Source organism: Hyphomicrobiales bacterium (assembly GCA_039973685.1).
In the GTDB taxonomy this organism is placed as follows: Bacteria; Pseudomonadota; Alphaproteobacteria; order Rhizobiales; family JACESI01; genus JACESI01.
The window spans coordinates 59,056-80,060 of record JBDWKL010000046.1 but is presented as its reverse complement, the minus strand read 5'-3'; the positions used below and the strand labels follow the sequence as shown (position 1 = coordinate 80,060).

18 protein-coding genes are annotated in these 21,005 nt (G+C 48.1%); 7 read left to right on the top strand and 11 right to left on the bottom strand.

From position 1 onward, the window contains the following. Position 1: 1 nt before the first annotated feature. The 4 genes from thiL to ABJO30_13110 all read left to right on the top strand — a co-directional run bounded on the left by thiL (position 2) and on the right by ABJO30_13110 (position 5,999). The gene (gene thiL / locus ABJO30_13125) at positions 2 to 991 is read left to right on the top strand and encodes a thiamine-phosphate kinase (protein ID MEP3233760.1); all 990 of its coding nucleotides are present in this window, start codon (positions 2 to 4) and stop codon (positions 989 to 991) included. A 41-nt stretch (positions 992 to 1,032) separates the two neighbouring features. Continuing rightward, positions 1,033 to 2,280, top strand: coding sequence for an MFS transporter (locus ABJO30_13120; protein ID MEP3233759.1), 1,248 nt, complete (start codon positions 1,033 to 1,035; stop codon positions 2,278 to 2,280). Between the two features lie 244 nt (positions 2,281 to 2,524). Continuing rightward, on the top strand, positions 2,525 to 4,660 hold the full coding sequence (locus ABJO30_13115; GenBank protein MEP3233758.1) for a sodium-translocating pyrophosphatase: 2,136 nt from the start codon (positions 2,525 to 2,527) through the stop codon (positions 4,658 to 4,660). 175 nt (positions 4,661 to 4,835) lie between these two features. Then, on the top strand, positions 4,836 to 5,999 hold the full coding sequence (locus ABJO30_13110; protein ID MEP3233757.1) for an acetyl-CoA acetyltransferase: 1,164 nt from the start codon (positions 4,836 to 4,838) through the stop codon (positions 5,997 to 5,999). Between the two features lie 4 nt (positions 6,000 to 6,003). On the opposite strand, the gene ABJO30_13105 is transcribed toward ABJO30_13110, so the two are convergent. From ABJO30_13105 to ABJO30_13085, 5 genes are all read right to left on the bottom strand, one after another. Beyond that, complete coding sequence (locus ABJO30_13105) at positions 6,004 to 6,621, bottom strand: pyridoxamine 5'-phosphate oxidase family protein (protein ID MEP3233756.1); 618 nt, start codon at positions 6,619 to 6,621, stop codon at positions 6,004 to 6,006. A gap of 133 nt (positions 6,622 to 6,754) precedes the next feature. Beyond that, positions 6,755 to 7,438, bottom strand: coding sequence for a L,D-transpeptidase (locus ABJO30_13100; GenBank protein MEP3233755.1), 684 nt, complete (start codon positions 7,436 to 7,438; stop codon positions 6,755 to 6,757). 31 nt (positions 7,439 to 7,469) lie between these two features. Next, on the bottom strand, positions 7,470 to 8,048 hold the full coding sequence (locus ABJO30_13095) for a L,D-transpeptidase (GenBank protein ID MEP3233754.1): 579 nt from the start codon (positions 8,046 to 8,048) through the stop codon (positions 7,470 to 7,472). A 67-nt stretch (positions 8,049 to 8,115) separates the two neighbouring features. After that, positions 8,116 to 8,310, bottom strand: coding sequence for a hypothetical protein (locus ABJO30_13090; protein MEP3233753.1), 195 nt, complete (start codon positions 8,308 to 8,310; stop codon positions 8,116 to 8,118). Between the two features lie 396 nt (positions 8,311 to 8,706). Further along, the gene (locus tag ABJO30_13085) at positions 8,707 to 12,444 is read right to left on the bottom strand and encodes a vitamin B12-dependent ribonucleotide reductase (protein MEP3233752.1); all 3,738 of its coding nucleotides are present in this window, start codon (positions 12,442 to 12,444) and stop codon (positions 8,707 to 8,709) included. A 751-nt stretch (positions 12,445 to 13,195) separates the two neighbouring features. On the opposite strand from ABJO30_13085, the gene ABJO30_13080 reads away from it, so the two are divergent. Both ABJO30_13080 and ABJO30_13075 read left to right on the top strand, forming a co-directional pair. Beyond that, the gene (locus ABJO30_13080; protein MEP3233751.1) at positions 13,196 to 13,573 is read left to right on the top strand and encodes an NADH:ubiquinone oxidoreductase subunit NDUFA12; all 378 of its coding nucleotides are present in this window, start codon (positions 13,196 to 13,198) and stop codon (positions 13,571 to 13,573) included. 114 nt (positions 13,574 to 13,687) lie between these two features. After that, complete coding sequence (locus ABJO30_13075; protein ID MEP3233750.1) at positions 13,688 to 14,317, top strand: DUF2155 domain-containing protein; 630 nt, start codon at positions 13,688 to 13,690, stop codon at positions 14,315 to 14,317. Between the two features lie 7 nt (positions 14,318 to 14,324). On the opposite strand, the gene aat is transcribed toward ABJO30_13075, so the two are convergent. The 6 genes from aat to ABJO30_13045 form a co-directional block, all read right to left on the bottom strand. Then, positions 14,325 to 14,993, bottom strand: coding sequence for a leucyl/phenylalanyl-tRNA--protein transferase (aat, locus tag ABJO30_13070; GenBank protein MEP3233749.1), 669 nt, complete (start codon positions 14,991 to 14,993; stop codon positions 14,325 to 14,327). 33 nt (positions 14,994 to 15,026) lie between these two features. Then, positions 15,027 to 16,385: an acetyl-CoA carboxylase biotin carboxylase subunit gene (accC, locus tag ABJO30_13065; protein MEP3233748.1), complete on the bottom strand. Its 1,359-nt coding sequence runs from the start codon at positions 16,383 to 16,385 to the stop codon at positions 15,027 to 15,029. A 12-nt stretch (positions 16,386 to 16,397) separates the two neighbouring features. Further along, entirely contained in the window at positions 16,398 to 16,871 is a 474-nt protein-coding gene (accB, locus tag ABJO30_13060; protein MEP3233747.1) for an acetyl-CoA carboxylase biotin carboxyl carrier protein, read from the bottom strand. Positions 16,872 to 16,916: 45 nt separating this feature from the next. Further along, a complete protein-coding gene (aroQ, locus tag ABJO30_13055; protein MEP3233746.1) occupies positions 16,917 to 17,348 on the bottom strand; it encodes a type II 3-dehydroquinate dehydratase in 432 nt (143 codons plus the stop codon). A gap of 114 nt (positions 17,349 to 17,462) precedes the next feature. Beyond that, the gene (locus tag ABJO30_13050) at positions 17,463 to 18,173 is read right to left on the bottom strand and encodes a DsbA family protein (protein ID MEP3233745.1); all 711 of its coding nucleotides are present in this window, start codon (positions 18,171 to 18,173) and stop codon (positions 17,463 to 17,465) included. A gap of 136 nt (positions 18,174 to 18,309) precedes the next feature. Beyond that, positions 18,310 to 19,692, bottom strand: coding sequence for a M48 family metalloprotease (locus ABJO30_13045; GenBank protein ID MEP3233744.1), 1,383 nt, complete (start codon positions 19,690 to 19,692; stop codon positions 18,310 to 18,312). 144 nt (positions 19,693 to 19,836) lie between these two features. On the opposite strand from ABJO30_13045, the gene ABJO30_13040 reads away from it, so the two are divergent. Further along, positions 19,837 to 20,988, top strand: a complete 1,152-nt coding sequence (locus tag ABJO30_13040) for an aminotransferase class I/II-fold pyridoxal phosphate-dependent enzyme (protein ID MEP3233743.1) — start codon at positions 19,837 to 19,839, stop codon at positions 20,986 to 20,988. Positions 20,989 to 21,005: the final 17 nt, after the last annotated feature.

The following is a 21,005-nucleotide window of genomic DNA, read 5'->3' as shown; positions in this document are numbered from 1 at the left end:
AATGCAAGATAAGCCCAGCGAATTTGAACTGATTGAGCGTTATCTGCGCCCACTTACGACGGACCCATCCGCTTTTTCGCTAAAAGATGATGCTGCAATCTTGCATGTCCCTGACGGCAAACAACTGGTGGTAAGCAAAGATTTGCTGATCGCTGGCAGCCATTTCTTTCCTGATGATGCACCAAAATTGATTGCTCAAAAAGCAGTCCGTAGCAATGTTTCGGATTTAATAGCCAAGGGCGCGAAGCCTTATCGTTACAGCCTCGGCCTCGCATTTTCAAAACCGCCGTCTCATTGCTTTATGGAAGCATTTGCGGAAGGTTTGCGAGAAGATCAAGCCCACTATGGTTGGTCATTAATCGGCGGCGACACGACAAAAAGCCCGTCAGATTTTATGATCTCGATTACAGCCTATGGTCTTTGCGATGAAGGGCGAATGGTGCCTCGTTCGGGCGCTAAGGTTGGGGATCAGCTCTACGTCAGTGGCACACTTGGCGATAGCGCTCTGGGGCTTTGTCAGCGTCAAAAGCCTGAGTTCTTCGCCCAACTAAATGCAGATGACCAAACTTATCTGGATGATGCCTATTTATTACCTCAGCCGCCAATCGGTTTGGAAGAGGCGATTGCTGATTGCGCTTCGGCTTCAATGGATATTTCCGACGGGTTGTTTTCTGATCTCGCCCATATGTGCCGCGCAAGTGGTGTATCCGCTGAGATTGATCAACAAGCTATACCGCTCAGCCTTGCCACACAAAACGCGATTGGTCACGAACCAAACCTGACTAAAACGGTACTCAAAGGCGGTGATGATTATCAATGTCTGATGGCCGTTTCCATCGAGCAGGAAAAAGCATTTAACAACCTGTGTTCGGTTAAAGGACTTAAAGTCAGAAAAATAGGTGTCTTTGCCAGCGCAACTGAGCCATTGTTTCGGATAACAAACGGCAGTGATCATTTGGATAGTGAGTTGGACGGTTTTACTCATTTCTAGTTCTAGTTGATCATCGGTTATGGCAAACGGTTAGGTCAATAATGGCATCTTCTTTTGAACAAAACCTAGAAGACGAAACTAGCGCAAAACAGGCTTTGGATAAGCGAGCCTTTCACAATGTTATCGTGCTTACATGCGCCCAAATGTTTGCCTATGCCATTGCGCCGCTTTCTATGGCGGTAGGTGGATTGTCTGGCAGTTATTTGCTGGGTGATGATAAAACGCTTGCAACACTTCCGATTACTTTTTTCATTCTAGGTCCCTTGTTTGGTGCCATGCCTGCGGCTTTATTTATGCGCAGGTTCGGACGTCGCGCTGGTTTTCTGCTTGGCTCTGCCATCGGAATTTTAGCTTGCGGGCTGGCCAGCTTTTCGATTTTACAAAACAATTTTTGGGCGTTTTGTTTTTCCCATATATTGATCGGCGTCTCGATAGCATTTGCGCAACAATACCGTTTTGCAGCCGCCGATTTCGGCTCTGATAAAATGCGAACGCGCGGCCTGTCTTGGGTGATGGCGGGGGGATTGGTTGCTGCCATAGTTGGTCCGCAAGCCTCACTCTATTTCATGGATTATTTCCCTGTGATCTTATTTGCAGGCTCCTATGTCGGCGGCATGTTGCTCGCGGGCATCGGGTTTGTCGCGCTCTTGTTTTTGAAGGATGGAACAAACGCCCATCTTGCAAAAGATAAATCGGTTAAGCCATCAAGATCGTTGTCACAGATTGCGCGTCAGCCAATGTTTATTACGTCGGTGGTCTGCGCGTCGACGAGTTATATGGCGATGTCCTTGGTGATGACGGCGGCACCGTTGGCTATGATCATCTGCGGTCATACGCCTGGGGATTCAACCAACGTAATCCAGTTGCACGTTATAGCGATGTTTGCGCCCAGCTTCTTCACGGGCAGCCTTATTCATAGGTTTGGCCATGCGAAAATCATCGCGGCTGCAGTCGTGGTGTTTTTGTTCTGTGCAATAGCTGCCCTAAGCGGGATCGAAATATCAAACTTCACCGTTGCACTAATAGCGCTCGGGATTGCTTGGAACTTTGGCTATGTGGGGGGCTCTAGTTTGGTAACCAAAACCTACGAACCGCAAGAGCGAGGCAAGGTGCAGGGGTTATTTGACAGCATCGTCTTTGGCTCGGCTGCTGCGATGTCATTGCTGTCTGGCGTGCTTTTGAATTGGGTTGGATGGCAAGCTGTGGTTGGGGTCGTATTCCCGTTAGTTGGAATTTGTGCCCTTGTTTTGTTTGCCCAACGCCAATCAATTGCCGCCTTGGAAGCTTGAATGCGGTTTGGCATAAGCCAAAAGTATTAGGGGCGGCGATCAATAGGTTATGATTACGCGTTTTTCCTGTAAGAACGGCTCGTTCTGGCAATTGTGGACTTGATTCAGGTCACGGCTTCGTTAACACTTCGTTACTATCAAAGCATGAATTCACATATGTGTTTTTATGAATTCTTACTCTTTAGGGGGAAGGGCAGTTTGTCTGGCTTAAAGGGAATAATTGGAGGAAATAATTAAAATGGAAATGACTTTATATCTCGTCATGGTTGGCGGATTGTTGTCTCTGGTCTACGGGATCTGGGCAACAAAATCCGTAATGGCCGCGAGTGCGGGTAACGAACGGATGCAAGAAATTGCAGGAGCTATTCAGGAGGGTGCTACTGCTTATCTTTCACGCCAATATATGACAATCGGTATCGTTGGGGTTGTTGTTCTCGTTATCGCATGGGCTTTGCTTGGTCCAATTGCTGCGATTGGTTTCGCTATTGGTGCAGTTTTGTCAGGTGTTGCTGGTTTTATCGGCATGTTGGTTTCTGTTCGTGCAAACGTACGTACAGCACAAGCTGCCTCACAAAGCCTCGGCGCTGGGTTGGAAATCGCATTTAAATCTGGTGCGGTGACAGGCATGCTCGTTGCTGGCCTCGCTCTACTCGGTGTTACAGTTTACTACTGGGTTTTGACCGACATCATGGGCAATGAAAACACAAGCCGCGTTGTTATCGACGGTCTTGTGGCTCTAGGCTTTGGTGCATCACTCATTTCCATCTTCGCCCGTCTTGGAGGAGGTATCTTTACAAAAGGTGCTGACGTTGGGGGAGACTTGGTTGGTAAGGTTGAAGCTGGTATCCCGGAGGATGATCCACGCAACCCTGCAACAATCGCGGATAACGTTGGTGACAACGTTGGTGACTGTGCTGGTATGGCGGCTGACTTGTTTGAAACATATGCTGTGACTGTTGTTGCAACAATGGTTCTCGCGTCAATCTTCTTTGCTGGTGACAACGCAACGCTTCTTATGGCTCTACCACTCGTCATCGGCGGTGTGTGTGTGATTACTTCAATCATCGGCACATTCTTCGTGAAGCTTGGTTCAAACAACTCAATCATGGGTGCTTTGTATAAAGGCTTTATCGCTTGTGCGGTTTTGTCAGCCATTGCGCTTGCTGGCATCATGTATGGTTGGATCGGTGGAGACACTGAGTTTACAACATCAACAGGCACGACCTTTACGGGTTCTGATCTGTTCTTGTGTATGCTTGCAGGTCTCGTCATCACAGGTCTCATCATCTGGGTGACTGAGTACTACACTGGCGTTGAATACCGCCCTGTACGCTCTATCTCACAAGCGTCAGTTACTGGCCACGGTACAAACGTGATCCAAGGTCTTGCAGTTTCTCTTGAAGCTTGTGCATTGCCTGCGATCATCATTATCATTGGTATCTTGGTAACTTACTCACTTGCTGGTTTGTTCGGTATCGCGATCACTGTAACTGCAATGTTGGCTTTGGCTGGCTTCGTGGTAGCACTTGATGCGTTTGGTCCTGTGACAGATAACGCTGGTGGTATTGCTGAGATGGCTGAGCTTCCAAGTGAAGTTCGTTCAACAACAGATGCACTTGATGCGGTTGGTAACACAACCAAAGCGGTGACAAAGGGTTACGCAATCGGTTCTGCCGGTCTTGGTGCTCTTGTTCTTTTTGCAGCTTATACAGAAGACTTGAAGTTCTTCTCACAAAGTGCAGAAGAAGGCTCTGTGTTCTACGGCATCAATGCTGACACACTGTTCAACCTGTCTAACCCATATGTGGTTGCTGGTCTTCTCTTCGGTGGCCTATTGCCATACCTCTTCGGTGGTATGTCGATGACAGCTGTTGGTCGTGCTGGTGGTGCGGTTGTTGAAGAAGTTCGTCGTCAGTTTAAAGCAGACCCAGGCATCATGAAGGGTACTTCTAAGCCTGATTATGCCCGTGCTGTTGATATGCTGACGAAGGCTGCGATCAAAGAAATGATCATTCCAAGCCTTCTTCCAGTGCTTTCACCACTCGTTGTGTTCTTCATCGTGAAGGCGATCTCTGGTCCTGCTGATGCGTTTGCCGCTCTTGGTGCAATGCTTCTCGGTGTGATCGTAACTGGCTTCTACGTGGCTGTTTCTATGACTGCCGGTGGTGGTGCATGGGATAACGCTAAGAAATCTTTCGAAGACGGTTTCGTCGACAAAGATGGCGTGAAGCACGAAAAAGGTGGCGAAGCACACAAAGCATCTGTCACTGGTGACACTGTTGGCGATCCGTACAAAGATACGGCTGGTCCTGCGGTTAACCCAATGATCAAGATCACAAACATTGTGGCTCTTCTTCTTCTTGCTGTCCTTGCACACTAAGAATTAGAAACATCTAGTGATTAAGGCCCTGCGCTTAGCGTGGGGCCTTTTTTGTTTGGGAAGGGCAACGGCTTATTTCTCAATTCGCAAAATGAATTTGCGCCAGCCTGCATTGTGTGTGGTCGGTTGGCAGGGCATATTGTCATCAATCATTTGACGCAAGAGGAACACCGAAATGGCTGTTATTACAGGTTGGGCCCACACAAAATTTGGTAAGCTTCAGGAACGAACCGTTCAAGACTTGATCGCGGAAGTGGCGATTGACGCCATGAAGCATGCTGAGGTCGAAGCTAAAGACATTGATGCGATCTATGTCGGCAACTTTAATGGTGGCTTCAACGAACAAGATTTCGCAGCATCGTTAGTCTCGCTTGCAGATGATGCCCTGCGCTATACACCTTCCACACGGGTTGAGAACGCTTGTGCCACGGGTTCCGCAGCCATTCACCAAGCCATCAACGCGATTGACGCAAACAAGGCTGGAACGGTTTTGGTGGTCGGTGTTGAGAAGATGACGGAAGTTAGCACGCGAGAAGCGGGCGACCTTTTGCTTCGTTGTTCGTATCACCAAGAAGAAGCAGGCATCGATGGCGGCTTTGCTGGTGTGTTTGGACAATTAGCGCAATCATATTTCCAAAAATATGGCGACCAGTCAGAAGCGCTCGCAAAGATCGCAGCCAAGAACCACGCAAACGGTATGCATAATCCTTACGCGCAAATGCAACGCGATTTCGGGTTTGAGTTCTGCAATACGGTTTCAGAGAAAAATCCGATTGTGGCTGGTCCATTGCGCCGCACAGATTGCTCTCTCATCACAGATGGCGCCGCCGCTATGGTCTTGAGCAACATGGACCGCGCATGGTCTGCACCGCGCGCGATTGGTTTTCGTGCCGCGACACAGGTGAATGATTACCTGCCACTATCACGCCGCGATAAAACAGAACTTGCAGGCGCGTCCAATGCTTGGAACAAGGCTCTGGGCGATTCCGGTTTGACGCTGGATGATTTGTCGCTTGTTGAAACCCATGATTGCTTCACCATTGCGGAGTTGATGGAATATGAAGCCATGGGCCTTGTTGAAAAGGGGCAGGGTCACCGCGCGATTGATGAGGGAATTGTCGCCAAAGATGGCAAACTTCCAATCAATGCATCTGGTGGCCTAAAATCAAAAGGCCACCCAATCGGCGCGACGGGTGTTTCCATGCATGCGATATCATGTATGCAGCTCATGGGTGAGGCGGGCGATATGCAAATTGATAATGCCAAGCTTGCTGGCATCTTTAATATGGGCGGCTCATCGGTTGCAAACTATGTGAGCATTCTGGAACGGCTGCGCTAAGGCGCTATTTGACGAAGGAGCGCAACTCTGCGTTCTCTTCCTCAAGCTCCTTAACACGCATGGTGAGTTGTGTGACGGTCTGCTTCACATCCCTAGCATCAAATTTTTGGGGGATGTGCTGCGGGCAATTGAGATCCCACGCACTCAAAGTGAAGATGAACACGCGCTCAACTTTTGCCAGATATTCTGGATGCGTGAGCTTCTCGACAAGCTCTGGCGTTGCCTCACTCACTTCAATATTACCCCACAATTTCACCCGCTGCTTATTGGCATAATCCATAATGAAAATGTGTGCTTTGGTGTTTTTGGCTAAGTTGCCAAGGGACACATATTGCTGATTGCCTGAGAAGTCTGCAAAGGCAAGACGCTTTTCATCGAGTGGCACGAGGAAACCGCGAGGCCCACCACGGTGTTGAATATAAGGGTGCCCATCGCTCCCAACAGTTGCGAGGTAGAAACTGTCTGTCCCTGCCAGGCGCACCTGCAAATCTTGCGTAACATAATCCAACCAATCACGCTCCTCCATGGCCGCTTGATAGAACGCGCGGGATTGGTTTTCTTCCTGTGCAGCTTTTACCTCAGGCGTAAAGGCGATGTCAGAAATGAGTGGTTGGTCAGTCATGGCGGGCAATCTCAGTTTAGCTGTTCAATTTAAGCTGGGCGATGTGAGTGCGAATTTCAACACGTTGATTGGTATTGGCACAAAAAAAACCCGGCTTTTTCAAGCCGGGTTCATTATCTAACATAAGTCAGATTTATGCAGGCAAAACCACAATCGGTGAATTGCGTTTTACATTTTCATAAAGGTGGATCACGTCTTGATTGACAAGGCGCACACAGCCACTGGAAACGGCTTTGCCGATTGTGTGTGGGTTTGGTGTGCCGTGCAAACGGTAAAGTGTGTCTACCTTGCCTTCAAAAATGTAGAGCGCACGCGCACCAAGCGGGTTCTTAAGGCCTGGGGGCATACCACCATTTTGATAGCTGTATTTTTCAAGTTCAGGTTCACGCGCAATCATTTCTGCGGGTGGTGTCCAAGTTGGCCATTCGCGGCTCCATGCAACGCGTGCACGGCCTGACCATTCAAACCCAGCACGACCAAGACCAACGCCGTAGCGCATAGCTTTTCCATTAGGGCGTACGTGGTAAAGGTAGAAGTTCTTTGAATCAACGATCAAAGTACCCACCTTTTCCTTCGTCTTGTAGTTTACAAGACGACGGCGGAATTTTGATGGTAGTTTCTCAGCATTGATGGCCGGAAGAGGAAACTGCTCATCTGGGCGCGCTGAGTAGTTCAACGCAAACGAGCTGGTTTCTTTAGCTTCCAGCGCTTTTTTAGCTGTCTGTTGTTCCAAAGTTTGGCAACCAGCGGCGGTTAGGCCGAGAAGGCTGACTGAACCAGTAACAAAATTCCGTCTAGTAAGTAGAGTCTTGGACATTTTGACGTGTCTCTTTTCTGAGTTCGGGTAGTTAAAGGACGACAACGCGGGCGCCAACAGGCACACGATTGTAAAGGTCGATAACATGATCATTGATCATGCGGATGCAGCCATTGGAAACAGAACGGCCGATTGAAGAGGGCTGTGTTGTTCCGTGAATGCGATAGAATGTGTCGCGGCCACCACGATAAAGGTAGAGGGCACGAGCACCGAGTGGGTTGTTTGGACCACCGGCAACACCCTCTGCAAAGCGGGCATATTTATGCGGTTCGCGGCGAATCATATTTTGGGTAGGGGTCCAGCGCGGCCATTTTGCTTTGCGAGCGATCGTGGCACCGCCACGAAAAGCGCGGCCAGCTTTACCAACACCAACGCCATAACGTCTGGCTTTGCCGCCTCTTTGTACGAGGTACAAAAAGTGATTACGAGGATCAACAACAATAGTACCCGGTTTATAGCCGCGTTTGAACGTGACTTGTTGCGGGAGGTGAGCTCGGTTGACCTTAAATGATTTACGAAACTTTGGTGTGTGGTGCGCGTTGGCTGTTGTTACAGGCGCAACGGCAAGACTTGCTAAGCCACCTATCAGTAGATTTCTACGTGTGAACATTTGAATTCTCCAAAACATCTAATCTATCGCGTGGAACACACGCGGTTACTCAATACAAAAACATCGACTAGGCGTTTGGTGGCCGTAGGCGAACGACGTTTTGGAAGGTGAATTCTTCAACAACCAAAAATGTTGAATGGACATCTGTTTGTGATGTCTGGGCTGATGCTTCGCTAGCAAAAAACAACTTACAATCGCCACCGTTACACGGAGCAGCTGTGTTTTCAGCCTGATCGTCAGCACAACAAGCTTCTGCGGTCATGATGGCGTCGTGATGGTCTATCGCATTGGATATAATTGGATGATCAGAATCCGTTGCATGCGGAGAGCTCGCGAAAACCGCGAATCCTTGCGCAAGCAAGCTAAAAACCACCAAAAATGTAAGAACCATAGATCTCATGATTGCAACGTAATGCGAGTTTTAGATTTTTGCTAATGCTTTAAATTCACGGTCGTGTGTATTGGGTAGTGAACGAAGCCCAATAATTAAGTATTTCAAAGGGTTGCGCCATTAACCAATCATTAGGTTGTGTTAATTTTGAGTGATGTGATGTTTTTATGCAACAAAAAATAGGAGTAAAATCAAAGGCTTTAGGGTGAAATAACAAACGGCGCCACTTGGGCGCCGCTCGATTCTGGTTAAACGTTCCGATAAATCTTAGCTGCAACCACTGGTTGATCCGCATGTATCGCACTTTAAGCACGTACCGTTGCGCACCATCGTAAAGTTGGCGCACTCAGCACAAGCTTCGCCTTCATAGCCTTTCATGCGGGCTTGGGCGCGTTGTTCAGCTGTATCCAATGGTTTTGGCATTGGTTCAGTTGCTTCATAGGCATCTTGAGCAGGGGATGCGAAGCCGGAATTTACTTCCACTTCATAATCCCGCTTGAACGCAGTTGCCGCACCGCTGGCAGTCGCTGCACCGCTGGCAGTTGCAACACCAACGGCTGCCGTTGCGCCAATGGCTGTAACTGTTGCAGAAGGCCCATCTCCACCGGCAGAACCTACTGGCTCATTGGTAAGAAGCTTGAGGTTTTGCCCACGAACAAGACCACGAGAAACCACATGACCTGCACCACCATCATCTGGCTTATTTTTGCCAAGGGATGTGTTGCCAAAGTCTGATGTATCTACATGAGCAAGATCATGGCGCTCAAGGTAGGAAACGGCCAGCTCGCGGAAGATGTAATCAAGAATTGACGTTGCATTCTTGATTGCCTCATTACCTTGCACCATGCCTGCTGGTTCAAAGCGGGTGAAAGTGAAGGCTTCCACATATTCTTCAAGTGGCACACCATATTGAAGGCCAAGTGAGACGGCGATCGCGAAGTTGTTCATCATCGCACGGAAAGCAGCGCCTTCTTTGTGCATGTCGATGAAGATTTCACCAAGACGACCATCGCCATATTCACCTGTCGTGACATAAACCTTATGGCCACCAACACGCGCTTTTTGCGTGTAGCCTTTGCGGCGATCTGGCATTTTCTCACGTTCGCGGATTTGACGTTCGACGATGCGCTCGACAATTTTCTCAGTCACTTTCTCAATTTGAGCAGTCTGTGGCATTGCTGCCAATTCTTCGACTGCATCCTCGTCATCCATATCCTCGTCTTCAAGAAGGGATGCATTGAGGGGCTGAGATAGTTTTGAGCCATCACGATAAAGCGCGTTTGCTTTCAAGGCTTTCTGCCATGAGCGCATGTAAGCGTCTTTACAATCTTCAACCGTTGCAACATTTGGCATGTTGATGGTTTTAGAAATCGCGCCAGAGATAAACGGCTGAGATGCTGCCATCATGTCGATGTGGCTGTTTACAGACAAGAAACGCTTGCCGGTACGACCACATGGATTTGCACAATCAAAGACTGGGTAATGCTCTTCCTTAAGGAATGGCGCACCTTCCAAGGTCATCGTGCCGCAAACATGTGAGTTTGCTGCTTCAATGTCAGCCTTTGAAAAACCAAGGTGAGCCAACATGTTAAAGTTGAAATCATTCAGCTGTTCATCAGTGATGTTGAGTGTGTTTTTGCAGAAATCATCGCCAAGGGTCCATTTGTTGAAAACGAACTTAATGTCGAATGCTGAACCAAGACCTGATTCAACCGCTGCAATTTTCTCATCGGTAAAGCCTTTGTTCTTCAACGTTGAGTGGTTGACTGCTGGCGCTTGTGCCAATGAACCATGACCAACAGCAAAAGCTTCGATTTCCGCAAGTTCACTCTCGCTATAGCCGAGTGTGCGAAGGGCTTCTGGTACGGCTTGGTTGATGATTTTGAAGTAACCACCACCTGCAAGCTTTTTAAACTTCACAAGCGCGAAATCTGGTTCGATGCCTGTTGTGTCACAATCCATAACAAGACCGATTGTGCCTGTTGGAGCGACCACAGTTGATTGCGCATTGCGGTAACCGTGCTTCTCACCAAGTTCAACGGCCGCATCCCATGCAGCGCGGGCTCGCTCGATAAGTTTTGGTTCTGGGCAATCCTTTGCAATGAGGGCAACAGGATCAACACTTAGCTTTTCATAACCTGATGTCTCACCATAAGCGGCACGACGGTGGTTACGCATAACGCGCAACATGTGATCACGGTTAGGCTTATAACCCGGGAATGGGCCTTGCTCTTTCGCCATTTCAGCAGATGTCGCATAGCAAACACCTGTCATGATGGCAGAGATCGCGCCACAAATCGCACGGCCTTCCTCAGAATCGTAAGGGATGCCAGATGTCATCAGCAAGCCACCGATATTGGCAAAGCCTAGACCCGTTGTGCGGTACTTATAAGAGAGCTGAGCAATTTCCTTCGATGGGAACTGCGCCATGAGAACAGAAATCTCAAGCACAATCATCCAAAGGCGAACACCGTGTTCAAAGTCTTCCACTTGGAAAGAACCATCTTCTGCTCTGAATTGAAGCAAGTTCAATGAGGCAAGGTTACAAGCGGTATCATCCAAGAACATATATTCAGAACAAGGGTTTGATGCCCGAATTTCACCAGATGCTGGGCATGTGTGCCAGTCATTGATTGTTGTGTGGTACTGAATGCCCGGATCAGCTGATGCCCAAGCGGCATGGCCAACTTGTTCCCAAAGATCGCGCGCTTCTAGTGTTTTAACAACATTGCCAGAGATGCGGCCTGTAAGATCCCATGTGCTGTCTTCTTGAACGGCACGAAGGAAATCATCAGTTACACGAACAGAGTTGTTCGAGTTTTGGCCTGCAACTGTGAGGTAGGCTTCTGAATCCCAGTCTGTGTCGTACACAGGAAATTCAATGTCTTTATAGCCTTGCTTAGCGAATTGAATAACGCGCTGAACATAGTTTTCAGGCACAAGCGCTTTTTTAGCCGCACGTACTTCGCGTTTTAGGGCAGGGTTCTTTGAAACATCAAAGCAGTCATCACCTGAACCTGAACAATTCACGCAGGCTTTCATGATCGCTTTAAGGTGCTTAGAGGCAACCTTAGAACCTGTGACGAGAGCTGCAACTTTCTGCTCTTCTTTCACTTTCCAGTTGATGTATTCTTCAATATCTGGGTGATCAATGTCGACCACAACCATTTTCGCTGCACGACGTGTTGTGCCGCCAGACTTAATGGCGCCCGCAGCACGGTCACCAATTTTCAAGAAGCTCATCAAGCCAGATGATTTACCACCACCAGCAAGAGATTCACCCGCGCCACGAAGGTGCGAGAAGTTTGAGCCTGTGCCTGAGCCATATTTGAACAAACGTGCTTCACGAACCCATAGGTCCATGATGCCGCCTTCGTTTACGAGATCATCAGCTACAGACTGAATGAAACAAGCATGCGGCTGTGGGTGCTCATATGAAGACTTTGATTTCGTCAGTTTGCCTGTTTCAAAATCAACATAGTGGTGTCCTTGGCTTGGGCCGTCGATGCCGTATGCCCAATGAAGGCCAGTGTTGAACCACTGCGGGCTGTTTGGCGCGCAACGCTGTGTGCAAAGCATGTAGCTAAGCTCGTCATAAAATGCTTGTGCGTCAGCATCGCTATCGAAATAGCCACCTTTCCAGCCCCAGTATGCCCATGTGCCAGCGAGACGGTCAAAAACTTGGCGTGCATCAGTTTCAGAGCCATAGCGCTCATCTTCTGGCAACTCAGCCAAGGCTTTTTCGTCAGCGACAGAACGCCATAAGAAAGAAGGAACATCATTTTCCTCTACCTTCTTCAAACGTGCTGGTACGCCTGCTTTACGGAAATATTTTTGCGCGAGAATATCACTTGCTACCTGACTGAACTGGTTTGGAACCTGAATATTCTCTAAGCGGAATACAATTGTTCCATCAGGATTTTTAATTTCACTTGTCGCCTCGCGAAAATCAACTTCCGCGTATGCTGATTGGCCTTCTTTAGTATAGCGTCTTTCTATGCGCACGTTATTTCTCCAGCGGGCCTCTTGCCCTTAAATTACCCTCACATCAGGTGCGTTTTCTCAGTTTACACTGAACCCCTTCGCGGCCTGACACATTCATCGTATTCATGAGCAATCCGGCCAATTTGGTCGGTGTTTGCCCATTGCCAAAACCGTATATGGCGGTTTATGGCAGTCTTTAGTTAGCTGTACTTTCCGAGATTTCCCGGCATCAAGTGTCCAGTCCGAATCTGTTCAGGACACCCCCCAAGCTTTCGCTCAACTACTAAATATAGTATTAACGCCGCTTTAGTCTGCAACATATTGTGTTTTTGGCAAACCGTCCACAATAGTTTTTTGACATGAAAATGTAAGCTACGGAAACACTAGGAATTTCAAAAATACGCAACAATTTACGCTGAAACTCGAACGACTAAATGCCGCGACTAAGACGCATAAACCCCTGTCCCATAAAGCCTTTTTTGGGCTTTATCAGATACACGCAGAGTGAAACTCGCAGGATTTTTTGTTAGCCATCGCCGCCAACGTTTCGAAACTAGTGTGAATCGGTTTTCCACGTCAAGCATTAGTGTGTGACTCTTAAAAAATATCTAAATATGGGGGTAAAATTCAAAATTACGGGGATAACCGTATAAAATTCCTTGGATAAAATTAGTGAAATTTTCGGGGTGATATGAGGCATGAAGCTGGACAAATTGGCATTAAAAGCGCATATACTCAGCAACTTTAGATTCCTAATTCTCGGCGGGAACACATGAAAGATACTCTGCTTCAAATATTCACATGGTGGCGTGGGCAAACACTTGGTGTTCGCTTTTACACTTGGCGCAAAGGTGTGCGCGTTGGTGAAGACCTAAATGGCAATGTTTATTATCGCGATCGCGACGATGAGCGCCGTTGGGTTATCTACTCTGATGTTGTTGAAGCGTCAGAAATACAAGCGGGTTGGCATGGTTGGATGCACCATAAAACGGATACACCACCAACCGAAGATGGCTACAAGGCTTATTCTTGGGAATTAGCTCACAAAGCTAATCAGACTGGAACGGCAAATGCCTATCGTCCGGCCACTGTGCGCCGCGCAGCGGAAGGGGATGCACCTGCTTCTGATTATGAAGCGTGGACGCCTTAAGTAAAAAAGGAACGGCGGTTTTGACGTCGTTAAATTGCCGTCATTTGGTACAATGTTTCAACTTCACCAGCCTATGTCACTACAAGATAGACGCTTCGTGCGATAAATTAGCTTATGTCTAAAAAACGATCAGCCCTTATTCTTGCCGTTAGTAGCCTTTTGCCGTTTCAAGCAGTGAATGCTCAAACGACTATTGAAGGAGTGATTGGCCAGCAAATCCAAACAGAGCAGGGCACGGAAGAAGTGCCTGCTGGTTTCGTGAATGGTATTGCAACGCCGCCACCACCGCAAAAAATTGTCAATGATGTGGCTGTGTTTGCTGGGCTTGATAAAATAACAGGCCGGATCATTCGCTTTGACGTTAAAGTCAATGAAACCGTACAGTTTGGTGCTTTGCAGGTAACGCCGAAGGTTTGTTATACCCGTCCAGCAACGGAAACACCACAAACGACAGGCTTTGTAAAAGTGTCTGAAGAGAAATTGGATCGAAAGATTCAAGACCTTTTCAGCGGTTGGATGTTTGCCGCGAGCCCAGGTCTGCATGCCGTTGATCACGCGGTTTATGATGTTTGGCTTGTGGATTGTAAATCTGCTGATCAGTTTTCGCTCAAACCTGTCACCACATCAGATGATGATTTGGGCGGCCGTGGGTTTGGCAATGATGACAGCGATTCCCCAGAGACCTCAGGGGAACCGGCTTTAGCCCCACCGCCTACGCCAACCATAAATCCGCTACGCGGCTAATCGTCGGTTATATTTTAAATTCTTCAATGATTTTAAGCGCTTCGGCGCCGCTTATAGATTCATCTAAGGCATGAAAATCACCCCGTCGATCGAGCGCTGTTTCTAAAAGCAGGTGATAACGGTGGCGACTTACATCTATAGCGCCGAAAGTTTTCAAGTGGTCGGTTGTGAATTGCGTATCAAGCAGACGGAAACCACCTGCACACATACGGGCGACGAGGTGGGTAAGCGCGATTTTTGACGCATCGCGTGCACGAGAAAACATACTTTCCCCGAAAAATGCGCCACCAAGATGAACACCATAAAGGCCACCAACGAGATCATCCCCGTCGTATACTTCCACGGTGTGGGCGCGACCTGTTTCGAATAGGTCTTTATACAGCCTTCGGATAGGTCCGTTGATCCACGTTACATCGCGATCAGGCGTTACTGCTGCACATCCATCAATCACAGCCTCAAAGTCTTTGTTGCTAACAACGCGGTAGGGGCTCTTGCGAATGGTTTTCTTCAAACGGCGCGGTATATGGAAGTCTGTAAGCGGAATAATACCGCGCTCTTCAGGTTCAACCCAGAATAAACCATCGTCGTCAGCGCTTTCGGCCATCGGAAAAATGCCGCACGCATAAGCTTTCAGCAAAACTTGCGGCGTAATTTGAAAGTCAGCAGTCGAAGACAACAGCTATTCCAGTCAGAAAGCGTTCGAACTTATTTAAACGGTATCGGTATTTTCTGGATTGGCGAGAAAGTTTTCAAGCCAATGAATATCATATATTCCGTCTTGAATATCCTTGTTGTTCAATAATGAATGGAACAAAGGAATTGTCGTCTCAATACCGTCAACCACAAATTCGTTCAAAGCACGGCGAAGACGCATCATGCAGTCTGTCCGGTTACGTCCGTGAACGATGAGCTTACCAATTAAGCTGTCATAATAAGGCGGGATTTTGTAGCCCTGATAGACACCTGAATCAACGCGCACCCCAAAACCACCTGGTGGGTGATATTGTGTAATTGTGCCCGGTGAAGGGGCGAAGGTAACAGGATGTTCCGCATTTATGCGGCACTCAATGGCATGGCCATTAAATTTGACGTCGTCTTGCGTAACGGAAAGATCACCGCCAGCGGCAACGCGAAGTTGCTCGTGGACCAAATCAATGCCCGTAACTGCTTCAGTTACTGGGTGTTCCACTTGAAGGCGGGTGTTCATTTCAATGAAATAAAACTCGCCATTTTCATAAAGGAACTCAACCGTACCAGCACCCGAATATCCCATTTTTGCAACAGCGTCGGCGCAAATTTTGCCAATGCTCGCACGCTCATCTTCATTGAGCGTTGGGGAGAGGGCTTCTTCCCAGATTTTCTGGTGGCGGCGCTGTAGCGAACAGTCGCGCTCTCCCAAATGGATTGCATTGCCTTTGCCATCGCCAAACACTTGAATTTCAATGTGGCGCGGCGTGATGAGGTATTTTTCAAGATAAAGTGCGTCATCACCAAAAGCTGCTTTTGCTTCGGCTTTAGCTGTTGATACAGCTTCTCCAATATCAGCCTCAGTCATCGCGACCTTCATGCCGCGACCACCGCCACCGCTTGCCGCTTTTACAATAACTGGATAACCGATTTCGCTGGCAACCTTCTTGGCTTCTTCAACGCTGTTCACGGCACCTTTGGAGCCAGGAACCACGGGAATGCCGAGTTCTTCTGCCGTTTGTTTTGCCGTGATTTTATCACCCATAATGGAGATATGTTTCGCCGAAGGGCCAACGAATGTGAGGCTATGGGCTTCCAAAATCTCAGCAAAACGGGCGTTTTCAGAAAGAAAACCATATCCTGGGTGAACCGCTTCAGCGCCTGTGATTTCACAAGCGGCCAAAATTTCCGGTATTTTTAAATAAGAATCGCGCGCCGGAGGCGGCCCAATACAAACGCTCTCATCTGCAAGGCGTACATGCATTGCGTCAGCATCCGCAGTTGAGTGAGCGGCGACAGTTTGAATGCCAAGCTCTTTACAAGCACGAAGAATACGAAGCGCGATTTCGCCGCGATTGGCAATTAGAAGTTTATTGAACAAACCAACGCTCCCTTATTCGATCACGAAGAGCGGCTCGCCAAATTCTACTGGCTGTGCATCATCAACCAAAATGGCTTTCACCGTACCTGCTTTATCGGCAGGAATTTGGTTCATGGTTTTCATGGCTTCAATGATCAAAACAGTCTGGCCGACTTTTACCTTGTCACCTACAGAAACAAACGCAGGTTTGCCTGGTTCTGCGGAAAGGTACGCTGTACCAACCATTGGTGATTTAAGTGCATTTTCTGATGCTGCGCTGTCTGCTGGTGCAGCGACTGCGGCAGGTGCTGTGCTAGGAGCAGGCGCTGCTGCGACAGGCGCTGCTGCGACGGGTGCCGCTTGAACCACTTGAGTAACTGCGCTGTTTCTCGATAAGCGTAGACGCAATGTCTCATGCTCAATTTCAATTTCATTCAAATCGGTTTCTGAAAGAAGTTCTGCCAATTTGCGGATGAGTTCGTGATCGATTGGTTCGTTTTTTGCCATTTTAATTCTTCTAATTCTCTATCGGGCTTTAGGTATCTAGCCCTTTTAGGAGGTAGCTGCGATTGCTTGCATTGCGAGTGTATATCCGTAAGTGCCCAAGCCTACAATAGTTCCTTTTGAAACTGGGGAAACATATGAATGGTGGCGGAAAGCTTCGCGCGCATGAACATTGGAAATATGCACTTCAATGACCTTGCAATTACTGCCTGCAATAGCGTCATGCAGCGCGACGGATGTGTGTGTGTAGGCGCCAGGATTGAAGACAACCCATGTGCCTGCAGCACCAGATTCTTGAAGTGCATCAACAAGTTCACCTTCGTGGTTGGACTGTTGGCATTGCACGGTAAACCCAAGCTTTTCGCCAACGCTTTTACATTCCTGCTCAAGCATCTCCAAAGTGGTCGCACCATAAATTTCAGGTTCTCTGGTTCCTAACAAATTTAGGTTAGGGCCGTTTAGAACCAAAACATTGGTCATAATCTAAGCTTTCTTATTCTTACTTTATTCGTATTGGCACTCTTTATAGGCGAGAGGCGGCCAAATCAAAAGGGAAACTATACGGTAGCGTGCTTTGTTCACCGCATCAAAATACTAGGAGCAGGTGGTTTTACCGCATTCGCGCATGGCACTCACTTTTTGTTGCAATACATCAAGATCTACCGCGCCGGGTATCAACTCATTGCCGATAATAAACGAAGGTGTACCGTTGATGCCTAATTCAGAGGCAAGTTGATAGACTTCACCGATGGCTTCTTCCACCTGTCGCGTTTGCGATAAGCTTTGAAGCTCGTCAGTGTCGATGCCAAGATTGGCGGATAGCGCAAGGGCGATACGTTCATTGACCTGACCTTGAGAGCTCAAAAGCTGTGTGTGCAGATCTTTGTATTTCGCTGGTGCAATTTTTGATGCTGCTATTGAAATGCGGGCGGCTTCTTGAGAGCCCGGGCCAAGGACAGGAAATTCTTTCAAGATAACTTTGATTTTCGGATCTTGCTCAATCAAGGCTTCAACGGTTGCTAATGTTTGACGGCAAAATCCGCAGTTATAATCAAAGAACTCAATCAGCGTGACATCACCCTCAGGGTTGCCGATCACGATTTGATGGTCAGATGAATGCAGAATATCTGCGTTCGCTTGGATTTGTCGCTGTTGATCGGCTGCCAGTTGTTCTTCGCGCTGACGTTCAAATGCTTGCAGCGCCTCGATGATAACTTCAGGGTTCTTCAAAATGTATTCATGAACCAGTTTTTCGATATCTGCATCTGTGCGGCTTTGCGGGGACTGGGCATGGGCGTTGGACATTGCCACACCCAAAAACCCTAGCAGAACCAATATTTTAAGTTTAAGCCAAGCTCTTTTCATCAGTCTGTACGTAAACCTTTTTGATTCATCCCCATGTAGCAAGAACCATATAGACTAATATGAAAACCGCCAAGTTTTAGAGGCGAGGATTTTTGTATGTCAAAATATCATCAGCTTGAAGCCAACCTCTGGTTCCTCTTTTAAGCTTCTTTTTGGCGCGCGATGCATGAAATTTGGACCCACGTAAATCGCCTAAATAGAATAGACCATTAGCCGTTGCTAAGCTCGCCAAACCAGATTGTCCTGCGCGAGAATGAGCGATTGCAAGTTGGGTATGTGCGTTTGCTATTGTTTGGTCCCGAGAAATCGCTTTTGTTAGAACGCTGATCGCTTCTTTGTTGTTTTTGGGATTGTTTGTAGCAACCAGCGCATGGCCGAGTAGCGTTTGCATAAGCGGTTGTCCTGGGGCCAATTTCAACGCTTTACGCAAAGGCGCTATAGCATTTTGAGGCTGGCCGCCTTCTAGGTAAGCTTGGCCCTTGAGTTCCCAAAAATAAGGGTAATTAGGTGCCCGCTTAATCAATTTATCGATGTTCTTTTGTGCTCGTTTTACCTTGCCAAAACGATAGCCAACAATTGCGCGCGCGTAATCTGCGGCGAGGGATTTATCTTTTGTCGGATAACGACGACCAACACGCTGCGGATGTTCTGTGAAGGCAGAGATCTTGGCCTGCATCAGTTTGTGGCGGGCGATTAGCGATGCGCTGTCTTTTTTGTCTCTAAATTTGCTTTTGTTCACAAGGTTTTCGATCAAACCTATGCGTTCTCGCGGCAATGGGTGGGAAAGGACATAGGGATCAATTGATGTCGCCGTTACAGGGATCTGGCGCTGCAAAGTCTCAAATGTTTTCAACATGCCAACAGCCGATTGGCCGGTTTTTTCCAAATAAGTGACCGCGGCACGGTCCGCCGCAACTTCCTCGGTACGTTGGTGCGCGAGGATTGTCCGTGCAGCAATGTTGCCGCTGCCTTGTAGGAGACCTGCGCCTGCTTGTGCGGTTGTAGTGCTACCAGATGCCGCACCTGCAACAATAGCTGCACCAGCAAGAATGCTTGAGACAATTGAGATGGTTCGGGCACCGGAAACAGCTTGTCGAATGCGTGAAAGGTGTCCGCCAGCAATGTGGCCTGCTTCGTGAGCAATAACACCGATTACTTCGTTTGGTGTGTTTGCCTGTCTGAGTGTTCCAAGATTGATGAACATGCGGCGACCATTGGCAACGAAAGCGTTGAATTGGTTGGAGCGGACAAGGTGGATCGCGACAAAATTGGATTTTAAGCCAGCGGCCTTGAAGATCGGCTGTGAGTAATCTCGGATCAAAGCTTCCATCTCAGCATCACGAACGAGTGGTACACCGCCTTGAGCAGCAGCAGGCCCGATGGTCATCGAAGCGGCTAGCATTGCAGCAAGCATCAATTTCAAAGACCTAATTGCGTTTGCAACTATAGAGGTTGTCATACTGGTTCCAATCATCATCGCGTCGTTCGTGCATAACTCTCTTATATCAGACTTGCCCAATGGTCATGGCTGAAATATGGCTAAGCTTCATAAACCTAGCATAGATTCATCCGCGCCATATCGCTATGGGCAAGAGAGGGACAATTGATAATATCTACGTCAAATCGAAGTGAGATCTCGTCATTTCTTGCAATGGATGTGCTGCGACGCGCAAATGCGGCCGAGCGCGAGGGTAAGGATGTTATCCACATGGAGGTGGGCCAGCCTGCGGCATCCGCACCCTCTATTGTCATTGATGAGGCCCAAAAATGGTTGGCCAAAGGGCGCTTAGGCTATACCGACGCGCTGGGCCTTGATGATTTACGAAAACGTATTGCCCAGCATTATTTTGAAAAATATGCGGTAGAGATTGATCCGCAGCGTGTCGCGGTAACCACCGGCTCATCTGGAGGCTTTAACCTCGCTTTTCTTGCAGCCTTTGATGTTGGGGATAAAATTGGCCTGCCGTCGCCCGGTTACCCTGCTTACCGCAATATTTTGGCGGCCCTTGGTCTTGAAGTGGTTGAGATTGAAACCACCGCTGATGACCGCTGGACCCTGAGTGAGCGGGCGTTGCGTGAAGCGCATGAACTGCATGGATTAAAAGGCGTCTTAGTCGCAAGCCCTGCCAATCCAAGCGGCACAATGCTGACATCTGATATGCTGAAAAGGGTATGTGAGACATGCAAAGAGCTTGGTATTCGCTTTATTTCAGACGAGATTTATCATGGCCTCGTCTTTGAAGGAGAAGAAGAGACAGCCCTTCGTTATAGCGACGAGGTGATTGTCGTAAATTCGTTCAGCAAATATTTCTGCATGACAGGTTGGCGCGTTGGTTGGATGATTTTGCCTGAAAACATGGTCCGAACTGTAGAGCGGTTGGCGCAAAACCTGTTTATATCCGCACCAGAGTTATCACAAAGGGCAGGGATCGCTGCTTTTGATGCAATGGCGGAGTTTGAAGTTATTAAATCGGGTTATGCCGATAATCGAACAATCATCATGGCAGCACTGAAAGAAATGAACCTGACCGATTATCACCCTGTTGATGGCGCGTTTTATTTCTATGTGAATGTCAAAAACCACACGAACGATTCGTTGCAGTTCTCACAAAAAATGCTGGACGAAATTCATGTTGCAGCAACACCGGGTGCAGATTTTGATCCGGTGCGTGGGCATCAATATCTACGGTTTTCCTTCGCAGGTTCCGCCGACAATATGCAGCGCGCAATGGAGCGATTAGGCAACTGGCTCTAACGAAAAATGCCCGCGAA